General features: G+C 72.5%; 21 protein-coding genes and 1 pseudogene. 13 read left to right on the top strand and 9 right to left on the bottom strand.

Annotated elements, in window-relative coordinates:
• The first annotated feature begins 21 nt into the window (after positions 1-21).
• Both LY41_RS01330 and LY41_RS01325 read left to right on the top strand, forming a co-directional pair.
• Entirely contained in the window at positions 22-774 is a 753-nt protein-coding gene (locus LY41_RS01330; protein ID WP_308292184.1) for a vitamin K epoxide reductase family protein, read from the top strand.
• 76 nt (positions 775-850) lie between these two features.
• Positions 851-1,441, top strand: coding sequence for an SAM-dependent methyltransferase (locus tag LY41_RS01325; protein ID WP_253861966.1), 591 nt, complete (start codon positions 851-853; stop codon positions 1,439-1,441).
• Positions 1,442-1,495: 54 nt separating this feature from the next.
• Here the strand turns inward: LY41_RS01325 and LY41_RS01320 are convergent, their stop codons facing one another.
• The 4 genes and pseudogenes from LY41_RS01320 to LY41_RS01310 all read right to left on the bottom strand — a co-directional run bounded on the left by LY41_RS01320 (position 1,496) and on the right by LY41_RS01310 (position 4,865).
• A complete protein-coding gene (locus LY41_RS01320) occupies positions 1,496-2,269 on the bottom strand; it encodes a tyrosine-protein phosphatase (protein WP_253862837.1) in 774 nt (257 codons plus the stop codon).
• 58 nt (positions 2,270-2,327) lie between these two features.
• The gene (locus LY41_RS01315; protein ID WP_308292183.1) at positions 2,328-3,485 is read right to left on the bottom strand and encodes an AMP-binding protein; all 1,158 of its coding nucleotides are present in this window, start codon (positions 3,483-3,485) and stop codon (positions 2,328-2,330) included.
• A 110-nt stretch (positions 3,486-3,595) separates the two neighbouring features.
• A pseudogene (locus LY41_RS23470) lies at positions 3,596-3,922 on the bottom strand (AMP-binding protein); the annotation flags it as partial.
• 178 nt (positions 3,923-4,100) lie between these two features.
• The gene (locus LY41_RS01310) at positions 4,101-4,865 is read right to left on the bottom strand and encodes a TetR/AcrR family transcriptional regulator (protein ID WP_253861965.1); all 765 of its coding nucleotides are present in this window, start codon (positions 4,863-4,865) and stop codon (positions 4,101-4,103) included.
• Between the two features lie 105 nt (positions 4,866-4,970).
• Here LY41_RS01310 and LY41_RS01305 point away from each other — a divergent pair, with 105 nt between their 5' ends.
• The 6 genes from LY41_RS01305 to LY41_RS01280 all read left to right on the top strand — a co-directional run bounded on the left by LY41_RS01305 (position 4,971) and on the right by LY41_RS01280 (position 11,419).
• Positions 4,971-6,509, top strand: a complete 1,539-nt coding sequence (locus tag LY41_RS01305; RefSeq protein ID WP_253861964.1) for an acyl-CoA synthetase — start codon at positions 4,971-4,973, stop codon at positions 6,507-6,509.
• A gap of 10 nt (positions 6,510-6,519) precedes the next feature.
• The gene (locus LY41_RS01300) at positions 6,520-7,737 is read left to right on the top strand and encodes an acyl-CoA dehydrogenase family protein (RefSeq protein ID WP_253861963.1); all 1,218 of its coding nucleotides are present in this window, start codon (positions 6,520-6,522) and stop codon (positions 7,735-7,737) included.
• 9 nt (positions 7,738-7,746) lie between these two features.
• Complete coding sequence (locus LY41_RS01295) at positions 7,747-8,841, top strand: acyl-CoA dehydrogenase family protein (protein WP_253861962.1); 1,095 nt, start codon at positions 7,747-7,749, stop codon at positions 8,839-8,841.
• A gap of 155 nt (positions 8,842-8,996) precedes the next feature.
• Entirely contained in the window at positions 8,997-9,779 is a 783-nt protein-coding gene (locus LY41_RS01290; protein ID WP_253861961.1) for an enoyl-CoA hydratase/isomerase family protein, read from the top strand.
• Between the two features lie 6 nt (positions 9,780-9,785).
• A complete protein-coding gene (locus LY41_RS01285; RefSeq protein ID WP_253861960.1) occupies positions 9,786-10,064 on the top strand; it encodes a hypothetical protein in 279 nt (92 codons plus the stop codon).
• Positions 10,061-11,419, top strand: coding sequence for a phosphotransferase family protein (locus tag LY41_RS01280; protein WP_253861959.1), 1,359 nt, complete (start codon positions 10,061-10,063; stop codon positions 11,417-11,419). The genes LY41_RS01285 and LY41_RS01280 overlap by 4 nt, the downstream gene beginning before the upstream one ends.
• 57 nt (positions 11,420-11,476) lie before the next feature.
• Here the strand turns inward: LY41_RS01280 and LY41_RS01275 are convergent, their stop codons facing one another.
• The 4 genes from LY41_RS01275 to LY41_RS01260 form a co-directional block, all read right to left on the bottom strand.
• Positions 11,477-12,523: a DNA polymerase domain-containing protein gene (locus tag LY41_RS01275; RefSeq protein ID WP_253861958.1), complete on the bottom strand. Its 1,047-nt coding sequence runs from the start codon at positions 12,521-12,523 to the stop codon at positions 11,477-11,479.
• Entirely contained in the window at positions 12,520-13,605 is a 1,086-nt protein-coding gene (locus LY41_RS01270; RefSeq protein ID WP_253861957.1) for an ATP-dependent DNA ligase, read from the bottom strand. The genes LY41_RS01275 and LY41_RS01270 overlap by 4 nt, the downstream gene beginning before the upstream one ends.
• A gap of 82 nt (positions 13,606-13,687) precedes the next feature.
• Entirely contained in the window at positions 13,688-14,791 is a 1,104-nt protein-coding gene (locus LY41_RS01265) for a sigma-70 family RNA polymerase sigma factor (RefSeq protein WP_253861956.1), read from the bottom strand.
• 34 nt (positions 14,792-14,825) lie between these two features.
• Positions 14,826-15,839 carry a GlxA family transcriptional regulator gene (locus LY41_RS01260; RefSeq protein WP_253861955.1) on the bottom strand — a complete coding sequence of 338 codons (1,014 nt, stop codon included), beginning with the start codon at positions 15,837-15,839 and terminating at the stop codon, positions 14,826-14,828.
• A 19-nt stretch (positions 15,840-15,858) separates the two neighbouring features.
• Between LY41_RS01260 and LY41_RS01255 the strand changes: the two genes are divergently transcribed.
• The gene (locus LY41_RS01255) at positions 15,859-16,677 is read left to right on the top strand and encodes an NAD(P)H-dependent oxidoreductase (protein ID WP_253861954.1); all 819 of its coding nucleotides are present in this window, start codon (positions 15,859-15,861) and stop codon (positions 16,675-16,677) included.
• Here the strand turns inward: LY41_RS01255 and LY41_RS01250 are convergent.
• Positions 16,637-16,882: a hypothetical protein gene (locus tag LY41_RS01250; RefSeq protein WP_253861953.1), complete on the bottom strand. Its 246-nt coding sequence runs from the start codon at positions 16,880-16,882 to the stop codon at positions 16,637-16,639. The two genes, LY41_RS01255 and LY41_RS01250, sit on opposite strands and share 41 nt — an antisense overlap.
• Before the next feature lie 83 nt (positions 16,883-16,965).
• On the opposite strand from LY41_RS01250, the gene LY41_RS01245 reads away from it, so the two are divergent.
• The 4 genes from LY41_RS01245 (at position 16,966) to LY41_RS01230 (ending at position 21,920) form a co-directional block, all read left to right on the top strand.
• Positions 16,966-18,462: an aminotransferase-like domain-containing protein gene (locus tag LY41_RS01245; RefSeq protein WP_253861952.1), complete on the top strand. Its 1,497-nt coding sequence runs from the start codon at positions 16,966-16,968 to the stop codon at positions 18,460-18,462.
• A 152-nt stretch (positions 18,463-18,614) separates the two neighbouring features.
• Positions 18,615-19,694, top strand: a complete 1,080-nt coding sequence (locus LY41_RS01240) for an MBL fold metallo-hydrolase (protein WP_253861951.1) — start codon at positions 18,615-18,617, stop codon at positions 19,692-19,694.
• Positions 19,695-19,794: 100 nt separating this feature from the next.
• A complete protein-coding gene (locus LY41_RS01235; protein WP_344056120.1) occupies positions 19,795-20,322 on the top strand; it encodes a PH domain-containing protein in 528 nt (175 codons plus the stop codon).
• Complete coding sequence (locus LY41_RS01230) at positions 20,319-21,920, top strand: PH domain-containing protein (protein ID WP_253861948.1); 1,602 nt, start codon at positions 20,319-20,321, stop codon at positions 21,918-21,920. Before LY41_RS01235 ends, LY41_RS01230 begins: the two co-directional genes overlap by 4 nt.
• Positions 21,921-21,930 lie beyond the last annotated feature (10 nt).

Here is a 21,930-nt window from a genome sequence, read left to right as displayed (position 1 = left end):
GAGAAAGGGGAAACCGGGGCCATGTCCCGCACCGGTAACGACAACGGCGCCGCGCAGGCCGACGAGGTGGACGCGGACGACGAGGTGGGCGCAGACGAGGTGGACACAGACGGCGAGGCGGGCGCAGCCGGCCACCGTGGCGGTGACGTCCACCGTGGCGGCGACGTCGCGGACGGCTCCGGCGGCGACGCCGGCCACATCACCGGCAGGTTGCGGAGTGTCGTCGGGTGGGTACTGACGATCGGCGGGCTGCTCGGGCTGGCGGCCGCGTTCGTGCTGACCCTCGAGAAGTTCGCGCTGCTGGAGAACCCGGACTACCGGCCGAGCTGCACCCTCGACGCGACCGTCTCGTGCACGTCGGTGATGCAGAGCGACCAGGCGGCGGCGTTCGGCTTTCCCAATCCGCTCCTCGGCCTGGCCGCGTTCCCGGTCGTGGTGACGGTGGGCGTGGCGGTGCTCGCCGGGGCGCGGCTGCCGCGGTGGTTCTGGCTCGGCATGCAGGCGGGCACCCTGTTCGGTGCCGGCTTCGTGCACTGGCTGATCACCCAGAGCCTGTACGAGATCGGGGCGCTGTGCCCCTACTGCCTCGTCGTGTGGGCGGTGACCATCCCGGTCTTCTGGTACACCACGGCCCACAACGTCGCCGCCGGCCACCTGCCCGGCATCGCGGCGCGCCCGGTGCGCCACCACGTGTGGGGACTGGCGCTGTGGCTTGCGCTCGTCGTGTTCCTGGTCGTGCAGCGGTTCTGGGACTACTTCTCGGGTCTGCTGTGAGCGGCCCGCCGGGTACGGGTGGTGCGGTCTCGGACGGTGCGGTCGCGGGTACGGCTCCGATGAGGGAGCGCCGGTCGTGAGTGCCGCCGATTCCGCCGCGGACGACCGCCGCCGGTGGAACGAGCGCTACACCGGCCGGGTGCCCTCGTTCGCACCGCATCCGCTCGTCGCCGACGCGGTGGCCGCGGGCCCGCCCGGCGGGCCCGTGCTCGAGCTCGCGGGCGGCCGATCCGGCAGCGCCCTGGCACTCGCCGACGCCGGCCGCGCGGTGACCGTCGTCGACGTCTCCGACGTGGCGCTCGCCCAGCTGCAGGAAGAGGCCGCGCGACGCGGCCGGGATGCGCGCATCACCTGTGTGCGGGCGGACGCGGCGGCCTACCTCGCCGACGGGACGCACGCGGGTGGCTTCGCGCTCGTGCTCGCCACCCGGTTCTGGGACGAAGCGGCGTTCGCCGCCGGTGCCCGTGCCGTCGCGCCCGGCGGCGTCCTCGCCTGGGAGGCGCTGCGACAGGACGAGCGACAGGACGAACGACCGGACGAACCGGCTCCGCATCCGTACCGCATCCCGCACGGTGGTCTGTCGGCCCGCCTGCCGGCCGGGTTCACGGTGCTGGCCGAGCAGGCGACCGGCACGACGACGCGGCTGCTCGCCCGCGCACCCGGCTGAGCGGCGGGCAGGCGCGGCGGCAGCGGGCAGGCCGGTGACCGGGCGTGGCCTCCGTCAGTCGCGCAGCTTGGCGTGCAGGCGGTCGGCCTCGGCCGGGGTGAAACCGTGGCCGTGCAGGTACCGGTGCACCCCGCCGTGCCGGGCGTCGATCTCGGTGAGGAACCGCTCCATCGACTCGGCGCGCGGCCGGTGTTCGTCGACCGTCTTGCGGTCGATGTCCTCGCGGTAGGTCTCTGAGCCGCGCAGCCTGCTGATGATCGCCTCGATCCGGTGCGCGGTCGCCGCGTAGTCCGCCGCGATCGCGTCCCGGTCGACGCCGGCGATCTCGAGCGCGAACGCCGTGACCACCCCTGTCCGGTCCTTGCCCGCCGCACAGTGCACGAGCGCGGCACCCGGCGTGTCGGTGATCGCCCGCAGCGCACCCACGATGCTGTCCGGCCGGTGGGAGACGTAGCCGAGGTAGTGCGCGACGACGCGGTCGGGCTCGGCAGGGTTGCCGGAGCCGGGATCGGCACCGCTCTCGGCCCGGTTGCGGGCCAGCAGTACGTCGTCGCCGCCGTCCGGCAGCAGCGAATGGTGGACGTGGTGCACGCGTGAGTACACGCGCAGCGGCCCCGGTCCCTCGGCGTCGATCTCGTGAGCCGTGCGCAGGTCGACGACCGTGTCGAGGCCGATCGTGTCCACCAGCAGGCCGAGGTCGGCCGACGAGAGGTCCTGCAGGTTGTCGGCCCGCAACAGCCGGTTCCGGGCGGTCGTCGAACCGTCGGTGGTCGGGATGCCGCCGACGTCGCGGATGTTGACCGCGCCGTCGAGTTCGAGCCAGCGGATGCCGTCGGGGTTCACCAGGTGCGTCACGTCCGCCAGTCTTCCAGAACGTGACGCGCGTTCACACCGCTTCGATCGACAGCGCTCCCGAGTCGCGGTCGGTACGCAGCGCCGTCTTGAGCACCTTGCCGCTCGGGTTGCGCGGCAGCGCGGGCACGACGGCCAGCCTCCGCGGCCGCTTGTAGCGGGCCAGCCGCTGCGTGCACCACTCCTCGAGTTCCGCCGCGGTCGGCGGCTCGCCCTCCTCGCGCGGCGCGAGCACGGCCAGCGGTGTCTCACCCCACTTCTCGTCGGCCATGCCGATCAGCGCGACCTCGGCGATCTTCGGATGACCCGCGAGCACGTCCTCCACCTCGGCGCAGTAGATGTTCTCCCCGCCGGAGATGATCATGTCCTTCTTCCGGTCGACGACGTAGAAGTAGCCGTCCTCGTCCTCGCGGACCAGATCGCCGGAGTGGAACCAGCCGCCGCGGAACACCTCCGCGGTCTCGGCGGGCTTGTTCCAGTACTCCTTCATCACCATCGGGCCGCGGTAGACGATCTCGCCGACCTCGCCCCGCGGGACGTCGTTCATGTCGTCGTCCACGATGCGCGCCTCGACGTTGAGGATGGGCGTGCCCACCGAGCCGATCTTGCGCAGCGAGTCCTCCCCGCGCAGCAGCGTCGTGATCGGACTGCACTCGGTCTGCCCGAACGCCGTGGACAGCTCCGCCTGCGGGAACTTCTCCATGACGGTGTGCAGCAACGTCGTCGACGCCGGGGCTGCACCCCAGGAGATCCTCGTCAGGCACGAGAGGTCGCGCCGGTCGATGTCCGGCACCGACACGATCGCCTGCCACTGCGCGGGAACCAGGAACACCGCCGACACGCGCTCGCGCTCGACCGTGTCCAGCACGGCCACCGGGTCGAACCGCCCCGACGGCGCCAGCACCGTGCTCCCGCCCAGGAGCAGATTCGGCAACAGCCCGGACAGGCCCGCGATGTGGAACAGGGGAGCGGCGGCCATCCCGACGCGGTCCTCGCCCGTGATCCCGTTCGTGGCCATGCTGCTGAACGCATGCATGACGAGGTTGAAATGCGTGAGCACGGCACCTTTGGGCTTTCCCGTGGTGCCGGAGGTGTACATGATGAACGCCGGGTCGTGCTCGTCGACGCGCAGTTCGTCGAACTCCGGCGACGCGGCGGCCAGCGCCGGTTCGTACGCCACGCCGCCGGGCACGGCCCGGCGGCTCCACCGTCTCCACCGTTTCCGGCGTCACCGTCTCGGGCGTCGTCGCCGTGGACGAGACACACCGGGGGATCGGCGAGCTCGGCCGCAGCCTGCGCGTAGGTCGCGGCCAGGGGTGCGTGCACGACGGCCGCCGCGGCGCCGCTGTCGCCCAGCACGTAGGCGATCTCGCCCGCCGCGAGGCGGAAGTTCACCGGCACGCAGATTCCGCCCACGCGCGTGGCGGCGAAGTAGGCCTCGATCACCTCGAGCGTGTTCAGGCCCAGCACGGCGACCCGGTCGCCCTGGCGCACGCCACGGTCGCGCAGGGCGTTCGCGAGCCGGCTCACCCGTACGTCGAGCTCGCGGTAGGTGCGCACGGTGCCCTCGAAGACGAACGCGGGTTCGTCGCCGATCGTGCGGGCGTGCCGGGCGAGCTGATCGCCCATCGTCATGCCCCGTCCCAGCATGCGGGGATGTTCAGGGGCCGAGCGCGGATCGGGGGTGACGGCAGACGGTGCGGACATCGTTGACCTCGCCATCTGGAGGGATCGTCGCCATCCTGGAGGGGGTCGTCGTGGACGGCACGGACAGGGTCACCGGTGAGAAATGTGGCCTGTGCAATAGTTACGCCTCGTGCCGATCACGGTCAAGACCACCGGATGATCCCTGGTCGCCGGACAACAGCGCTCGCGCAGCGGACTGCCACACGGCCACATGGCGATCCGTCGCCGGGTCCCGTGCGTCGAAGGTGTACGGCAATGCGGCGCCGCGCATGCTGGTGAACAACAGTTCGCACAGCTCCTCGTAGCGCGGGTGGTTGCGGACCGACGGACTCCAGATCCGGTCGGTGACCGCACGGATCGACTCGCGCAGCTGTCGCTCGGCGGGACGCAGTGCGCTCGCGAGGGCCGTGTTGGTGCGCGCGGCGGTCCACAGTTCCACCGCGGCCCAGAAATGCGGTTCGTGGAACGTGGCCCACAGCAGTTCGATGCACCGGTCGACGCGCTCGGGGCTGTCGGGGTGACCCGCCAGTGCCTCGGACACGCGTTGTTCGGTCTCCCGGAGTCGGCGTACGGCCAGGTGCTGGGCCGCAGCGACGAGCAGTCCGTCGCGGGAGGGGAAATGGTGCAGCAGTCTGCCCCGGGACACGCCCGCCCCGGCCTGGATCGCCAGTGTGGACGCGCCCGCGTAGCCACGCTCGACGAGGCATTCGACGGCGGCGTCGAGGATCAGTTCGCGGCTGTCCGCGCGGCGCTCCTCGCGGCTGCGCGGCACGGTGGACGGCGCCACTCGCGGCGCGGTCGGTGGTGTGGAGCCGCGTTCGGAGGTCGCGGCGGGTGCCGGTTCGTCGGTCGTTCCTCCGTCCGGAGGGCGGGCGCGGTCCGTCATGCCCGCAGCGTAAGCCCGGAGGCCGCTCGGGAACAGTCGGCATTGACTGCTTCCGGGTGCGCGGGGCAGGCTCGCAGGAACGTCTCGGTTCGAGGAGGAGCCGTCATGTATCCGGGTACCTTCGCCGCCACGCGGCCCGACAAGCCGGCCGTCATCATGGCCGGCTCCGGCGACCGGCTGACCTACGGCGAACTCGACGACCGCTCGGTCCGGTTGGCGAACGCCTTGCGCGCCGACGGATTCCGTACCGGCGACACCGTCGCGCTGCTCAGCGACAACTCGCTCCGCGCCTACGAGGTGTACTGGGCTGCGGTCCGCTCCGGTCTCTACATCACCGCGGTCAACAGTCATCTCACCGCCGACGAGATCGCCTACATCGTGTCCGACTCCGGTGCGACGGCGCTCGTCGTGTCCGCGCCGCTGGGGGAGCTCGTCACCCGGGTCGCCGAACGGGTCGACGTGCCCGTGATGTTGGCCTACGGCGGAGCCGTGGCGGGCTACGACGACTACGACGCCGTGTTGGCGGCCGCGTCGCCCGAACGGCCGGACGATCAGCCTGCGGGCGCCGACATGCTCTACTCGTCCGGCACGACGGGCAGGCCGAAGGGCATCAAGGTGACCCTGCCCGAACGGCAGATCGACGATCCCGGAAACCCGCTGCTGCCGCTGGTGCAGCTGATGTACGGCTTCGACGAGACCATCACGTACCTCTCGCCTGCTCCGGTGTACCACGCGGCGCCGCTGCGGTACGGCGCGTGTGTGCACGCGGTGGGCGGAACGCTCGTGATGATGGAGCGGTTCGAGCCGGAGGCGGCCCTGCGCGCGATCGAGACGTACGGCGTGACGCACAGCCAGTGGGTGCCGACGATGTTCGTGCGGATGCTGAAGCTGCCCGGCGAGACCCGCGGACGGTACGACCTGTCCAGCCACCGGGTCGCGATTCACGCCGCCGCGCCGTGCCCGGTCGAGGTCAAGCAGGCGATGATCGAGTGGTGGGGGCCGATCCTCCACGAGTACTACGCCTCCACCGAAGGTGCCGGCATCACGTTCATCTCGCCGCAGGAATGGCTCGAACGCCCGGGTTCGGTCGGCCGTGCCGGGCTCGGTGTCGTCCGCATCTGTGACGACGACGGCGCCGAACTGCCCGCCGGGGAGATCGGCACCGTCTACTTCGAACGCGACGAGGTGTCGTTCGTCTACCACAACGAACCGGACAAGACCCGCGGCGCACAGCATCCCGAGCATCCGAACTGGGCCACGAGCGGCGACGTCGGCCACCTCGACGCCGAGGGATACCTGTATCTCACCGACCGCAAGGCGTTCATGATCATTTCCGGTGGGGTGAACATCTACCCGCAAGAGGTGGAGGACGTGCTGACGCTGCACCCCGCCGTGGCCGACGTGGCCGTCATCGGCGTGCCGGACGCCGAGATGGGCGAGCAGGTCAAGGCGGTGGTGCAGCCGATGTCCACAGTGGACGCGGGTGCGGAGCTCGCCGACGAGCTGCTCGGCTACGTCCGGGAGCGGATCGCGCACTACAAGGCGCCGCAGTCGGTCGACTTCGTCGACGAACTGCCGCGCACTCCCACCGGAAAACTGGTCAAGCACACGCTCACGGCGCGCTACGCGGCCGCCGCGGGATGAGGGGAGCGCGATGACGACGGGGTTCCGGGAACGGGTCCGTGACTGGCTCGCCGAGCATGCGCCGCGCAGTGACGATCATGTCCCCGAGGCGAGCGAGAGCGCACCGACCGAGCAGCAGCTCGCGGCCGCCCGACGGTTCCAGGCCGCGCTGTACGACGCCGGCCTGGCGGGACTGACCTGGCCAGCCGAGTACGGCGGGCAGGGGCTGACGGCCGCCGAACAGCAGATCTTCCAGGAGGAAGCGGCGGCCTACGACCTGCCGACGGGCGTGTTCCTGATCAGCATGGGCATGTGCGGGCCGACCCTGGTGGATCTGGGCACACACGAGCAGAAGGCGCGGTACCTGCCGCCGTTGCTGCGGGGTGAGGAGATCTGGTGCCAGCTGTTCTCCGAGCCCGGCGCCGGGTCGGACGTGGCGAGCCTGCAGACCCGCGCCGTGCGCGACGCCGCCGGCGACTGGCTCGTGACCGGCCAGAAGGTCTGGACCTCGGGTGCGCAGTACGCCGGCTTCGGTGCCCTGCTGGCGCGCACGAACCCGGACGCGGTGAAACACCGTGGCCTGACGATGTTCGTCGTCGACATGCACGCACCGGGCGTTACCGTGCGGCCGTTGCGGGACATGACCGGCTCGGCGCCGTTCAACGAGGTGTACTTCGACGACGTGCGGATCCCCGCGGACGCGGTGATCGGCGAGGTCGACGCCGGGTGGGCGGCGGCGGTGACGATGCTCGGGCACGAACGCGTGTCGATCGGCGGTTCGGTGCGGCGCCGCTACGACCCGATGACGTTCGACAGCCTCCGCGACGTCGCCCGCGTGCGGGGAGTGGCCGACGACCCGGTCCTTCGCGCGGAGCTGGCCGAGCTGTACGCCGCCGAACGGAAGCTGGCGCTGCTGAACGCCCGGTTGCAGCAGCAGAGCGACGCCGGCCTCGCGCCGGGCGCACGCGGGTCGGTGGCGAAACTGGCCGGTGCGCAGGTGCTGTGGCAGGCGGTGCGGGTGGCGGGTCTCGTGGCCGGTCCTCGCGCGATCGCGTGGGATCCCGGCGATTCGTCCGGGGACGCGCTGGCGCTCGCGATCACTGCGACGCCGGCCTCCAGCATCGCGGGCGGCACCAACCAGATCCAGCGCGGCATCATCGGCGACCGCGTACTGGGACTGCCGAAAGAACCCCGGGTCGACCGCGACGTGCCGTTCCGTGAGCTGCGCGTCGGCACGCAGGCGAGGTGAATCCGGGCGATGCGGCTGATACTCGACGAGGAACAGACCGGGCTGGGCGACAGCGTCCGGGCCCTGCTGGCCGATCACTGCCCGCCGCAGCGGGTCCGCGAGGTCATGGCCGACGACGGCGAGGGCATCGACCGTCGACTGTGGACACAGTTGGCGACGCTCGGGATGACCGGACTGCTCGTGCCCGAGGCGTCCGGGGGAGCAGGAGCGGGGCACGTCGAACGCTGCGTCGTGCTCGCGGAACTGGGCGCCGCGCTGGCGCCGGTGCCGTATCTGTCCTCCGCGGTGCTGGCGACCGACACCGTGGCCGCCCTCGGTGACGACTCCCTGGCCGAGGAGCTGTTGCCGGGGATCGCGGCGGGACAGCAGACCGCTGCGGTGGCCGTGGCCGGCACCGGTGGCCGGTGGGGTTCGGCGGCCGACAGCGTGCAGGCGGCGCGGGACGGCGGCCACTGGCGGCTCGCCGGGGAGGCGGCGTTCGTGGTCGACGGCCCGTCGGCCGACCACGTCCTGGTGTACGCCGACCACGGCTGGTTCCTGGCCGACGGCGGGGCCGTCTCGTGGCGGCCGTCGCGCACCCTCGACCCGACCCGGCGGATGGCGCGCGCGGAGTTCGCCGGGACGTCGGCGCGCCGCGTGCCGTGCGGCGACCCCGCAGGTGTGCTGGAGGCGGTGTGGCACCGCGCCGCCGTGGCCCTCGCCGCCGAACAGCTCGGCGGGATGCGCCGGGTGCTCGCCGACACGGTCGAGTACGCGAAGGCGCGCGTGCAGTTCGGCAGGCCCATCGGGTCGCAGCAGGCCGTCAAACACGCGTGCGCCGACCTGTACGCCTCGTGCGAGCAGGCGGAAGCGGTGCTGTGGCACGCGGCGTGGACCGCCGATCACGATCCGGCCGCGCTGCCCGAGGCGGCGGCGCTGGCGCAGGTCGTGCTCGGCCCGGCCGCCTTCGACACCGCGGCGGCCGGCCTGCAACTGCACGGCGGCATCGGCTACACGTGGGAGCACGACGCGCACCTGTACTACAAGCGCGCCAAGACCTCCGAGCTGCTGTTGGGCACTCCGGCCGACCACCGCGCGCGCCTGGCCGACGCATTGTGCCTCTGAGCCCGGCGGCCGCACCGCCCGCAGCAGGGACGCGGCCGGGTCCGCACCGCAGCACCGAGACATCGCAGCACCGAGACACCGCAGCACCGAGACACCGCAGCACCGAGACACCGCAGCACCGAGACACCGCAGCACCGAGACCGGAAGGAAGGCCCGTGGACGAACCGACCGTAAAGGTGTCCCACAGCGACGCCGTCACGACGATCACGCTCAATCGCCCGCAGCGCAAGAACGCGATCGACGTGGAGACGTGGCCGCAGCTGGCCGAACGGCTGCGCGAGGCCGACGCCGACGAGCGGACGCGGGCGATCGTGCTGACCGGTGCCGGCGGCGACTTCTGCGCCGGTGCCGACCTGTCCGTGGAGTCGGGACTGCATCCGCTGCAGCGCATGCACCTGGTCAACCGCACCGCGATCGCGCTGCACGACGTGGAGACGCCCACGATCGCGCAGGTCGACGGCGTCGCCGTCGGCGCGGGCTGGAATCTCGCGCTCGGGTGTGACCTCGTGGCGGCCTCCGACCGGGCGCGGTTCAGTCAGATCTTCACCAAGCGCGGGCTGTCGCTCGACTTCGGCGGATCGTGGCTGCTGCCCAAACTCGTCGGACTGCAGCAGGCCAAACGCATCGCACTGCTGGCCGATTTCGTCGGCGCCGAGGAGGCCGAGCGGCTCGGGTTGGTGACCTGGGTGAAACCCGCGGGCGAGCTCGATGCGTTCGTCACCGAGACGGCGGCCGCGATCGCCGCGGGTCCGCCCGTCGCGCTCGCCCAGACGAAGGCGCTGCTCAACGAGGGCGCCGATGCGACGCTGCGGGAAGCGCTGGAGAACGAGGCGCGTGCCCAGACGATCAACTTCGGCACGACCGATGCGCGCGCGGCCTTCGAGGCGTTCCGGAACAAGACCGAACCGGAATTCACCGGCGAGTGGGGAGGTCCGTGACGATGGGTGGCGATCCGACGGCCCGCGGCGGGGCGCGGCACGACCGGCCTCCGGATGCCCGGGGCCGGGATCGGCGACGACGTGTCGGTGGGCCGTGACCGGGCAAACCGGGTGGTGTGCGAGGCCGTGCAGGGGCGCGGGCGGTCGCGACAGCACGCGGTTCGCGCCCGTGACCCGCCTGCCGTCACCGGCGGCGGGCTCGTCGTCGAGGACTCCGAGGAGGTGCGGATGCGCACGTGCGCCCGCCGTTCGTTCGGCTCCGCCGGGCCGGTCGGGCACGTATGACGGCGGAGGACCTGGCCACCCGGCTGGCGCTGCGGCTCGGGGACGTGTGGGGCGACGACGTGGAGGTCAGCGAACCCCGGCGGCTGTCGGCGGGGACGCGCCGCGAGACGTGGTCGTTCGAAGCCACCACTCCCGGCGCCGAGCCGGTGCGGCTGGTGCTGCGCCGCGACCGTCCCGGGTGGCCGTCCCCCGAGACGACGGCGCGGGAGGTGGCCGTGCTGCCCGCGGCGCGGCGACAGGGAGTTCCGGCGCCCGAACTCGTCGATCACGGCGTCGCCGGGGACCGGGTCACCGACGACGGCGACCTGACCGGCCTGGGCGCCCCGTACCTGATCAGCCGCCACGTCGACGGCGAGACGATGCCGCGGCGGCTGTTGTGCGACGACGACTACGCCCGGGCGCGCGCCGGACTGGCCGGCGAGCTGGGCCGGGTGCTGGCGCGGATCCACCGCATTCCGGACGGCGAGGTGCCGGGGCTCGCGGCACCGGACCCCCTCGAACGGCTCACCGAGCGGTGCGACGCGCTCGACGAACCGCTGCCGGCCGTGGAGGTCGCGCTGCGGTGGCTGCACCGCCACCGGCCCGCGGCGACCGGGGACACGCCGGTACACGGCGACCTCCGCACCGGCAACCTCGTCGTCGGTCCCGAGGGGCTGCGTGCCGTGCTGCACTGGGAACGGGTGCACCGCGGCGACCCGATGGAGGACCTCGGCCGGCTGTGCGTCAAGGCGTGGCGGTTCGGTGCGCCCGATCCGGTCGGCGGCTTCGGCTCGCGCGCGCAACTGCTCGACGGCTACGCCGAGGTCGCCGGGTTCCGCCCGGACGAGCACACCGTGCACTGGTGGGAGGTCTACGGCACGGCCGAGCTGGCCGTCGGCTGCGGGATGCGGGCGCGACGGCACCTGTCCGGGCGCAGCCGGTCGGTCGAACTCGCCGTGGCGGGGCGGCGGGTGTGCGAACAGGAACACGACCTGCTGCTCGCCCTCGGTGCCGAGCCCGCCGAGCCCGATCCGGTGACGGTGCCCGACGAGGCGCCGGAGCTGCACGGCAGGCCGACCGCGTCCGAACTCCTCGAAGCGGTGCGGGAGTACCTCGGCGCCGACGGCGAGGACGACGCCGGCGAGGCCTCGCACGCACTCGGCATGGTGCAGCGCGAACTCGCCGTCGGCGCCGCACAGCAGCAGCGGCACGATCGGCGGCTGGCGGCGCTCGGCGTCGGCGATTCCCGCGCCCTGGCTGCCGCACTCCGCCGCGGGGACGTCGACACCGGCGATGAGGCCGTGCTCGAGGCCGTCCGCCGGGACGTCGCCGACCGCCTCGCCGTGGCGAATCCCCGCTACCGCGACCAGCCCTGACGCCGCGGGGCCGGCTCTGACGCCACGGCATCGGCCGTCGTGACGGGGTGCCGGAGTTCAGGTCTTCTTGGCCCTGCTCGGCGCCACGCGCGGCGGTTCGCCGGGCTGTTTCGGATACACCGGCGGCCACGGCGCGTCCATCAGCCCCGAGGCCAGGTCCCGCCGCGACATCTCCAGCAGTGGTTCGAGCGACTGCGGCCGCTCGCCGATGCCCGCCCACGGGTCGCCGCGCTCGGCCAGCAGGGCGGGCACCGTGGCGATCGTGAGTGCGCGCGGATCGACGTCGGCCAGCTCGTCCCAGGTGATCGGCGCCGACACGCGAGCGCCGGTGACCGGACGGACGCACCAGGCGCCGAACACCGTCTTGTGCGGCGCGTTCTGGTTGAAGTCGACGAACACGCGCGCGCCGCGCTCCTCCTTCCACCACTGTGCGGTGATCAGGTCCGGATGGCGCCGTTCCAGTTCGCGGCCGAGGGCGACGGCGGCGGCGCGCACGGTGTAGCTGTCCCACCGCGGCTCCAGGCGCACGTACAGGTGCAGTCCGCGGGAGCCGGTCGTCTTGAGGACCGGCTCGATGCCGAGTTCGCCGAGCAGGGCACGCGCCCGTACGGCCGCCTCGCGCACCTGGGCGAACGTGACCCCGGGGGAGGGATCGAGGTCGATCCGCAGCTCGTCGGCCACCTCGGGCGCCGCGGCGCGGTAGGGCCAGACGTGGAAGCCGAGACAGCCCAGGTTCACCGCCCACAGCACGTGCGCCAGATCGGCGGCGACGAGCGCGTCGCTGGTCGTGCCGTTCGGTGTGGCCACGACGGTCGTGGTGAGCCAGTCCGGGACGGACGAGGGCACCCGCTTCTGCCACCACGACTTCCCACCCGCGCCGTTCGGGTGGCGCTCCATGAGCAGCGGTCTGCCGCCGAGCGTCGCCAACAGCGGTTCCGCGACGGCCTCGTAGTAGCGCACCAGGTCGAGTTTCGTCTCGCCGCGTTCGGCGAAGAACACCTTGCCCGGACTGGAGATCGTGACCGGCGTGATCCGCCCGTCCGGTCCCGGCACCTCGAGCGTCACGGAGTCCTTCGCCGCCGGGTCCTTCGCCGCCGGGCTCATGCCGGAGTCGCCTCGTCGAACAACGCCGTCAGCTCGGCGGGCGGCACTTGCTCCAGCTGCGCGTAGGTGCACGACGCCGGGTCCCGGTCGGGCCGGAACCGCACCAGCCTGCCGCCGTGCCGGAACCGGCCCGCCTGGAGGTGTTCGTAGCGCACCTCGGCGACCCGCTCGATGCGCAGCGGCTCCCACGAGAGGTCCTTGCCGGCGCTCCACCGGCTCTGCCCGCCCGGCATGCGGCCGCCGTGGGCGGCCTGCGCCGCCGGATCCGCCCAGTCGCGCCACGGGTGCCCGTCCAGTGCACCGGAGCGGAGCGGCTCCAGTTCGGCGGCCAGCTCCCGCCTGCGCGCCGCGGTGAAACTGCTCGCCACGCCGACGTGATGCAGTGTGTTTGCTTCGTCGTGGAGCCCCAGCAGCAGCGACCCGACGCCTTCTCCGTCCTTGTGCCACCGGAAACCGGCCACCACGCAGTCGGCCGTGCGTTCGTGTTTGACCTTGCGCATGGTCCGCTTGTCCTGCCGGTACGGCTCGTCGCCCGCCTTGACCATCACCCCGTCGAACCCGGCTCCCTCGAACCGGGTGAACCAGTCCTCGGCGACATCGGCGTCGCCGGTCAGCGGCGTCAGATGCACCCGGGCCTGCGCGGTGTCGAGGATGTCGGCCAGCCGCGCGCGGCGCCGGGAGAACGGCTCCCCGGTCAGATCCTCGTCACCGAGCGCGAGCAGGTCGAATGCCACGAACCCCGCAGGCGTCTCCGCCGCGAGCGTGCGCACCCGCGACTCGGCCGGGTGAAGACGCTGTTGCAGGGCGTCGAAGTCCAGTCCGGCCTCGCCGACCACGACGATCTCCCCGTCCACCACGCAGCGCCGCGGCAACGCGTCGGCGAGCAGGGCGACCAGCTCGGGAAAGTACCGCGTCAGCGGCCGGTCGTTGCGGGAACCGAGCTCGAGGTCGTCGCCGTCGCGGAACACGATGCACCGGAACCCGTCCCATTTCGGTTCGTAGCACAGGCCGGGCTCCCGGGGGAGCTCACGCACCAAGGCGGCGAGCATCGGCCGGACCGGCGGCATCACGGGCAGCTCCACGCACCGATCGTAGAGCCGCCGCGGCCGTCCGGCACGGTGCTCGGACCGCGCAGGCGCGCCTTGCCTCCCGGTGGCCGGTGGTTCAGCTGGCCCAGGCCAGCAGCGAGCCGTGGTTCTCCGCGCGGAGCTGGGCCAGGCCCCGCTCCTCGAGCGAGCGCACCCGTTTGCGCGTCAGACCCAGCCTCCGGGCGATGTCGGGCACGGTGTGCGCATCGCCGTCGGTGAGGCCGTAACGCAGCGCCAGCACCGTCGCCTCCTGGGCGGGCAGTGTCTCGAGCGCGGCGTTGAGCTCGCCGACCATCGACGAGTGCTCGAGCGATTCGCTGACACCGGGTACCGATCCGGCCGTGACCAGGTCACCGAGGGTGAGCTCGCCGTCGTCGTCGACCGGGACGTCGAGACTGGCCGTGCTCTGGCCCGCCTGCCGCAGCGCCAGGACCCGTTCGACCGACATGTCCGCGGCCTGGGCGAGCTCGTCGACCGACAGGTTGTGCCGCCCCTGCGCCTCGAGGGTGCGCTGCAACCGGTCGAGCTTGGCGATCTGCTCGGCGGTGTGCATGGGCAGCCGGATCGTGCCGCTGAAGAACGCGTTGCCGCGCTGGATCGCCTGCCGGATCCACCACATCGCGTACGTGGAGAACTTGAAGCCCTTGGCGTAGTCGAACTTCTCCACCGCGTGGATCAGGCCGAGGTTGCCCTCCTGCACCGCGTCGAGCAGCGACAGGTTGGCGTTGCGGTTCTTGCGTGCGGCCGTGACCACCAGGCGCAGGTTCGCCTGCACCATGTGGTCCTTCGCCGCCTCGCCGTCACGCGCGATCTGCTCCAGGTCACGACGGTCCGCGGGCAGCTCGGCGGCCTCCGACGGCACGGCACTTTCCGACGGGACGGCACTATCCGACGGGACCGTGGCATCGGACGACACTGCGCTATCGGACGGCACCGTCGGGGTGACGGTACCGCCGGTGCCGGGACCATCGGTGCCGTGGCCGGCACGGTCGGCCCTGCGGAGCAGCTCGGCGGCGTAGACGCCGGCCTCGATGCGTTTGGCCAGGTCGATCTCCTGCTCGGCGGTCAGCAGGGGCGTCCTACCGATCTCGTCGAGGTAGACACGGACCAGGTCGGCGTCTGCCTCGCCGCTGCCCGTTGCGCGCGTGCGGCGGGTCGGGGTCTTGGTGGCTTCTGCCAATCGTTGTCACCTCTCTCCGTTATGACAACGTTTGTCAGTCGGATGGAATTCCACCCCGGAACGTGGTGCGGTACACGATGGGGGAGACGCCGAGCACATCACGGAACTGAGCGCGCAGCGAGGCGCCCGTGCCGAATCCCACGTCACCGGCGATGGCGTCGACGGGCCGATCGGTCTCCTCGAGCAATACCCGGGCCCGCTCCACTCGTTGCCGGGTGAGCCACCGGCCGGGGGAGCAGCCGGTCTCGGAGCGGAAGCGGCGCGTGAACGTGCGCACGCTCATCGACGCGTGTGCTGCCAGTTCGTGCAACGGTACGGGCCGGTCGAGGTGTTCCAGGGCCCATGCCCGCGCCGGTGCGGTGGACGTGCCGTGCGCCTCGGGGATCGGATGCGGCACGTACTGGGCCTGGCCGCCCTCACGGTAGGGCGGCACGACCGTCCGCCGGGCCACGTCCGCGGCCACCGCTGCGCCGTGGTCGCGGCGGATCAGGTGGAGGCACAGGTCGATGCCTGCGGCCTCGCCCGCGGACGTGAGTACGTCGCCGTCGTCGGTGAACAGCACCTCGGCATCGAGTGTGAGGTGCGGAAACAGCCGGCCGAAGGCGGCTGCGGACTGCCAGTGCGTCGTGGCGCGGCGACCGTCGAGCAGACCGGCGGCCGCGAGGACGAAAGCCCCGGTGCAGATCGAGGCGATCCGCGCGCCGGGGCGCAGGCGGGTGAGCGCAGTGGCCAGTGCCGGGGTGAGTGTGCCGCCGGTCTCCGGCTGGTCCGGTGCGTGGGTGGCGGGCACGAGCACCGTGCCCGCCTCGTCGAGCACGTCGGGCCCGTGGGGCACGTCGAGCGCGAAGTCGGCGTCGGTGGGTACGCGGCCGGGTTCGACGGTGCAGGTCACGACGTCGTACAGCGGCGTGCCCGCGGCAGGTCCCTCCTGCCTGCGGGCCGTACCGAACAGCTGGTGCACGGCTCCGAGTTCGAGCGGCATGACCCCGGGTCGTACGAGCACGGCGACGCGGTGCGGCCGGACTGCGGACTCGTCGACGAGTGGCATGGCCTGATTCTTTCACAGTATGGCTGTCAGGCCACTGGACTGGGAAAGTGGACTGGTCGAGTCTGGGGACATGAACGTGCTGTGGATTCACGCCCATCCCGAACCGCGATCGCTCGGCGGCATGCTCGCCGCCGAGGGCAGGCGTGCGCTGGTGGAATCCGGTCACGCCGTGTGCGTGTCCGACCTGTACGCGATGCGCTGGAACCCCGTGGTGGAGGCCGCCGACTTCGGGCACGACCCGGCCTGCAGGCTCCACGTGGGGGCCGCGTCCCGGCGTGCCTACGACGCGGGCGGACTCCGTGCCGACATCGCTGCCGAGCAGGACAAGCTGCGCTGGGCGGAGGCCGTCGTGCTGCAGTTCCCGTTGTGGTGGCTCGGGCCGCCCGCGATTCTCAAAGGCTGGCTGGACCGCGTGCTGGTCCACGGTTTCGGGTTCGGGGTCACCGACCCGGTGACCGGAACGGTCCGCCGCTACGGTGACGGCGAACTGGCCGGCAAGCGCGGACTCGTGGTCACGACGATCGGGGCCAGGGAGAGTTCGTTCGGTCCCCGTGGCATCCACGGCCACCTCGACGACGTGCTGTTCCCGCTGCACCACGGTGTGTTCTGGTACACGGGAATGGAGGCGCTGCCGCCGCTGGCCGTCTACGGTGCCGACCGCGCCGACGAGCCCGCCGCGGCCGGTGCTCTCGCCCGGCTCCGCCGCCGGCTGGCGGGGCTGGCCACCGAGGAGCCACTGCCGTTCCGGAGCGAGCACGGCGGCGATTACGACACGGACCTCGTGCTCCGGCCGGGGCTCAGCCCCGGCCGGAGTGGCCTCGCGGTCCACTACCGCTAGCCGGCGTCCGGTGTGTGGACTGCTCCGCCCGGTCCATCCGGTCGGCGTTGGCCTGGCCGACCTGCCAGAGGATCGCCACGCCGGTCACGACGTGGCGGGCGAACGCCGGTTCCACTTCGAACGGCAGTCCCGGGTGGTGCACTGTCCGCCCGATCCCTGCCAAAACCAGGATCAGGCCCAGCATGAACAGGAGCGTGGTCACCATTGCGTCTCGTCTCCTCACAGGGCGTACTCGGTAGTGGTGTCATGGACTAGACTCCTCGGAACACTGGACTGGAGTAAGTACCAATGGCACGAGAATTGGACCGTTTTTCGCGCGGGGGCGACCTGGTCGCCGTGCTCGGTGACTGGACTGCCGGTGACGGGCCGCTGTATCGCAAGCTCGCGGACGCGGTGGCCCGGGCCGTCGACGAGGGGGCACTGTCGGCAGGACGGCGCCTGCCCTCGGAGCGAGAACTGGCGAAACTGCTGGCGGTCAGCCGGGCCACCGTGGTTGCGGCCTACGAGGACCTCGAGGTGCGCGAGGTGCTGGAACGGAAGCAGGGGAGCGGGACGCGGATCAGTGCGGCCGCCCGTGCGGTCCCGGCCGACGGCCGCGTGAACGGCGGCAGGGCGGCGGCGACGTTCCAACGGCTCATCGACGGGCCCGGCTCGGTCATCTCGCTCGCCTGCGCGGCCGACGCGGGTGTGCCCGAGGTCGCCGACGCGCTCGCCGAGGTGGCGCGCTACGACCTGCCCGGGCTGCTCGGCGATCCCGGCTACCAGGTACGCGGCCTGTCGGCACTGCGGGAAGCCGTCGCCGACTACTACAGCAATCAGGGCCTGCCGACCTCGCCGGACGAAATCATGATCACCAACGGCGCTCACCAGGCCCTCGTGCTGCTGTCGGAGGTGTACCTGCGGGGCGCCTCGACCGTCGCGGTCGAGGCGCCGAGCTGGCAGCCGTGCCTCGACGTGTTCCGCGACGCCGGCGCCGGCGTCGTGCCCGTGCCCCTCGACGACGAGGGCATCGACGAGCGACGCCTCGCCGCGGTGCTGGCCGAGCACCGGCCGTCGGTGCTGTACCTGATGCCGACCTTCCACAACCCGGCGGGTGTACTGATGTCGGACCGGCGCCGCCGCCGCGTCGCCGAACTCGCCGCGCGCTACGACGTGGCCGTCATCGAGGACAACGCCTACGCCGGCTGCACCCTGGCCCGCGAGGGTGCCCCCGAGATCCCCGCCCCGCTGTCGGCGTACCTGCCCGCCGGGGTCGAATCGGTCGTCGTGGAGTCGATGAAGGCGGTGTGGGGCGGGCTGCGGATCGGCTGGATCCGCGGGCCGCGCGGCCTGCTGCAACGGTGTGCGCGCCGCAAGGCACTCGCCGATCTCGGTGGCCCGATCATCGAACAGGCCATCGCGGCACGCCTGTTCCCGCGGCTGCCCGAGATCGTCAAGACCGGCTCGGTGGAACGCGCCGAACGGTGCGATCAGGCGGAGCGGCTGATCGCCGAGCACCTGCCCGGATGGACCTGGCGCACGCCCGACGGCGGGTCGTCGCTGTGGCTGGCGTTGCCGGAACGGGACGCCGACGTCTTCGCCCAGATCGCGCTCCGCCACGGCGTCGAGGTCATCCCCGGTTCGACGATGGACCCGACCGGCGCGCACGACAACTACCTGCGGCTGCCGTTCATGCAGGATCCCGAGGTGCTCGACGAACTCGTGCGCCGGCTCGCCGACGCGTGGGGCGATCTGGTGCGGCACGGCCCCGGCGAGGAGGAACCGCGGGCCCGCACCATCGTGTGACCCGCCCGCGTGGACGCGGTGGAACGCAGGCGCGTGGCTGCGACGTTGTACCGGGGAGACCGGGTGGGCACCCTGCGCCCGGTCGCCGCGGGAAGGCTGCTGCCGGGTTCGCGGCGTCACATCCGTTCATCGCTTTTCCGAGGAGTCGCCCGGTGTCGAGAATCGCTCGTTCGACGGGATCCGCACTGGCGACGGTCGTCGCGGCCGTCGCCGCCGACGCCGCGGTCGCGCTCGGCGGCAGGCCCGGTCGCCACGCCGGTTCGCCGCAGTTCCGCGACGGTGCGTTCCGCAATCCCGAGCCGTTGCGCTGGATGCCGCCCGGCAGCGTGCGCGAGGCGGCGGGGGACCTGCTCCGCCGCCGCAGGCGGCGACGTCCCTCGGGCCCCGTGCCGCGCGTCCGGACGAACGGCCCCGCGCCGGACGACGGGCTGTACGTGACGTGGTTCGGCCACGCCTCGACGCTCGTCGAACTCGACGGCGCGCGCGTGCTGGTCGATCCGATGTGGAGCGACCGCGCCTCGCCGTCGCGGCTGCTCGGCCCGCGCAGACTGTTCCGGCCGCCGCAGCCGCTCGCCGAGCTGCCCTCGCTCGACGCGATCGTCGTCTCCCACGATCACTACGACCACCTGGACATGCGCACCGTGGCCGAACTCGCGCGGCTGAGCACCGCGCCGTTCGTCGTGCCGCTCGGTGTCGGCGCGCATGTGCGGCGGTGGGGTGTGGCGGCCGAGCGGATCATCGAACTCGACTGGCACGACGAGACCCGCGTCGCCGGCCTGCGGATCGTGGCCACGCCGGGGCGGCACTTCTCCGGCCGGGCTCTGGTGCGCAACAACACGCTGTGGGCGTCGTGGGTGCTGTCGAGCGACCGGCACCGGGTGTTCTACAGCGGCGACACCGGCTATTTCGACGGTTTCGCCCGGATCGGCGCCGACCACGGCCCGTTCGACCTGACCCTCGTGCAACTGGGCGCCTACGCGCCGAGCTGGCCCGACGTCCACATGACCCCCGAGGAGGCCGTGGCCGCGCACCTCGACGTCCGCGGCGGGCTGCTCGTGCCCGTGCACTGGGGCACGTTCGACCTCGGCCCGCACGGCTGGGCCGACCCCGTCGACCGCGCGCGGAAGGAGGCCGCCGCCCGTGGGGCCGCACTCGTCGTGCCGAAGCCGGGCGAGCGGGTCGACGTGGCATCCCCGCCCGACCTCGACCCGTGGTGGGAACACCTCGCCTGACGCGGGGTGTGAGGGCAGAACACGCGGCGTGTGAGTGCATGCGCGGTGGTGGCTGCTAGCGTCCGGCTCGTCACAGGCGGGTCCAGAGTTCGGGACGGGGGTGACCGTGGGGGCAGCCGACTCCGGTACGGGCGGGGCCGGGACGCTGCGGTTGCGGCCGCCGGTCCACCGGGTGGACCGCAGGGCCGTGACGTGGTGGCGGACGCGGATCCTGCTGGCGGGCGCGGCGCCCGTGATCGTTCTGGTCGTGCTCGGGAGCCTCCTGTCGGAGGCACGGTGGTGGCTGATGGTTCCGGCCGTCGCCGTCGCCGTGGCGACCGCGGCCGCAGCGGCGGGCATGCCGATGTGGTGGTACCGCGTGCACCGCTGGGAGGTCACCGGCGACGCCGTGTACACGCGGACGGGTGCACTGTGGCAGGAATGGCGCGTCGCTCCGCTGTCGCGCGTCCAGACGGTCGACAGTGAACGCGGCCCGCTGGAGCAGGCCTTCGGCCTCGCCTCCGTCACCGTGACGACCGCGTCGGCGAAAGGCGCGCTGACGATCCCCGGTCTGGACCACCGGCGGGCCACCGACCTGGTGCACGCACTCACCGAGGCCACCCAGGCGACCCCCGGTGATGCGACGTGAACGCCGGAGCCGACCGCGAGGCCGATTCCGCCGATCACGACGCCGACGCAGCGACCGGAACCGACCCGGCGACCGGAACCGACCCGGCGACCGGAACCGACCCGGCGGCCGGCACCGACGCGGAGTGGCGGCGGCTCGACCCTCGCACCGTCCGGACCAGCCTGCTCACCGTCGCCGGCGTGTGCGTGGCCGCGGGCGCGGCGATCGGGTTCGGGATCGGCTCGATGTCGCTGTTCTGGACACTGGTGACGGTTCTGCCCGCGTCGGCGGCAGCGCTGGCCGGTGCCGTGGTCGTCGAACGCGTGCGCCTGCACAAGACCCGCTACCGCGTGCTGCCCGACCGCGTCGAGCTCACGAAGGGCATCGTCGTGCGCACCCGGAGGTCGATCTCCCGCGACCGCATCCGCACCGTCGATCTCACCGCGGGACCACCGGCCCGGTTCTTCGGCATCGCCACCGTGAAGATCGACACCGGGGAGCAGTCCCCCGAGAGTTCGCTGTCGCTCCATGCGGTGGCACGAGCAGAGGGGGAGCGGCTGCGCGCCGACCTGCTCGACCGCGGGCGCCGCGACGGGGCACCGCGCGGCGACGGCAGGCTCGCGACGTTCGACCCCCGCTGGATGCGGTACGCGCCGTTGTCGATCGTCACCCCGGTACTGGGCGTGGCCGCCTACGGGGCCGTGCTGCAGGTCGCCAGAATGTTCGGCCTGGAATCGGACGTGCTGTGGGTGTTCGATCTGCTCGGCCGGCTCGGGGTCGCCGGTGGTCTCGCGCTGGTCGTGGCCGTCGGCGTGGTGATCGGGGTGATCGGCTCGCTCGGGCTGTTCGCCGAGATGTGGTGGAACTACCGCCTGGACCGTGAACCCGGCGGCACCTTGCGTGTCCGTCGTGGCCTGGTGACGGCGCGGTCGATCTCGCTCGAGGAGCAGCGGCTCCGCGGGGTCGAGCTCGTCGAGCCGCTCGGCGTGCGCACGGTGGGCGCGGCGCGGGTGGACGCCGTCACGACCGGCCTGCGGACCCAGGGCGAGAACGAGGACAAGGAGCGCAAGACCCTGTTGCCCGCCGCGCCCCGTGGCGAGGCCGAGCGGGTCGTCGCGGCCGTGCTGGCCGAGGAGGCCGGGCCGACGTCGGCCGCGCTGACGCGGCATCCGGTCGCCGCCCGCGGGAAGCGGATCGGGTGGGCGCTGGGTGCCGTGGCGGTGCCCGTGGCGGCACTGGCGGCGATCGGCCTGCTGTACTCGTGGCCGGCGGGACTGCACCTGGCGTGGATCGGCGCGGTCGTCGGTGCGGCGATCGCCGTGGCACTGGCCCTCGACGCCTATCGCAACCTCGGTCACGGCCTCAGCGGCGACTATCTCGTGGCGCGCCACGGCGCCGTGCGGCGCAGTACCGTCGCCCTGCAGCGCCGCGGTGTGGTCGGCCTGACGGCCCGGCAGTCGCTGTTCCAGCGCCGCAGGGGACTCATGACGATCACCGCCACCACGGCGGCGGGATCGGGCGCCTACTCCGTGTACGACGTCGGCGCCGACGAGGGGCTCGTGTTCGCGGACGAGGCCGTGCCGGGCCTGTTCGGTCCGCTGCTCGAACGTCGGGGGTAACGTGTCGATC

The sequence above is a fragment of the Prauserella halophila genome, assembly GCF_024171895.1.
Lineage (GTDB): Bacteria > Actinomycetota > Actinomycetes > Mycobacteriales > Pseudonocardiaceae > Prauserella > Prauserella halophila.
This window is presented reverse-complemented; position numbering and strand designations above follow the sequence as displayed.

What these genes read in the sequence shown, in the direction of transcription:
- LY41_RS01330 (WP_308292184.1), top strand. Translation starts at nt 22, where the DNA reads ATGTCCCGCACCGGTAACGACAACGGCGCCGCGCAGGCCGACGAGGTG.
- LY41_RS01310 (WP_253861965.1), bottom strand. Translation starts at nt 4,865, where the DNA reads ATGACGGACCGCGCCCGCCCTCCGGACGGAGGAACGACCGACGAACCG.
- LY41_RS01305 (WP_253861964.1), top strand. Translation starts at nt 4,971, where the DNA reads ATGTATCCGGGTACCTTCGCCGCCACGCGGCCCGACAAGCCGGCCGTC.
- LY41_RS01300 (WP_253861963.1), top strand. Translation starts at nt 6,520, where the DNA reads ATGACGACGGGGTTCCGGGAACGGGTCCGTGACTGGCTCGCCGAGCAT.
- LY41_RS01295 (WP_253861962.1), top strand. Translation starts at nt 7,747, where the DNA reads ATGCGGCTGATACTCGACGAGGAACAGACCGGGCTGGGCGACAGCGTC.
- LY41_RS01280 (WP_253861959.1), top strand. Translation starts at nt 10,061, where the DNA reads ATGACGGCGGAGGACCTGGCCACCCGGCTGGCGCTGCGGCTCGGGGAC.
- LY41_RS01275 (WP_253861958.1), bottom strand. Translation starts at nt 12,523, where the DNA reads ATGAGCCCGGCGGCGAAGGACCCGGCGGCGAAGGACTCCGTGACGCTC.
- LY41_RS01260 (WP_253861955.1), bottom strand. Translation starts at nt 15,839, where the DNA reads ATGCCACTCGTCGACGAGTCCGCAGTCCGGCCGCACCGCGTCGCCGTG.
- LY41_RS01255 (WP_253861954.1), top strand. Translation starts at nt 15,859, where the DNA reads ATGGCTGTCAGGCCACTGGACTGGGAAAGTGGACTGGTCGAGTCTGGG.
- LY41_RS01250 (WP_253861953.1), bottom strand. Translation starts at nt 16,882, where the DNA reads ATGGTGACCACGCTCCTGTTCATGCTGGGCCTGATCCTGGTTTTGGCA.
- LY41_RS01245 (WP_253861952.1), top strand. Translation starts at nt 16,966, where the DNA reads ATGGCACGAGAATTGGACCGTTTTTCGCGCGGGGGCGACCTGGTCGCC.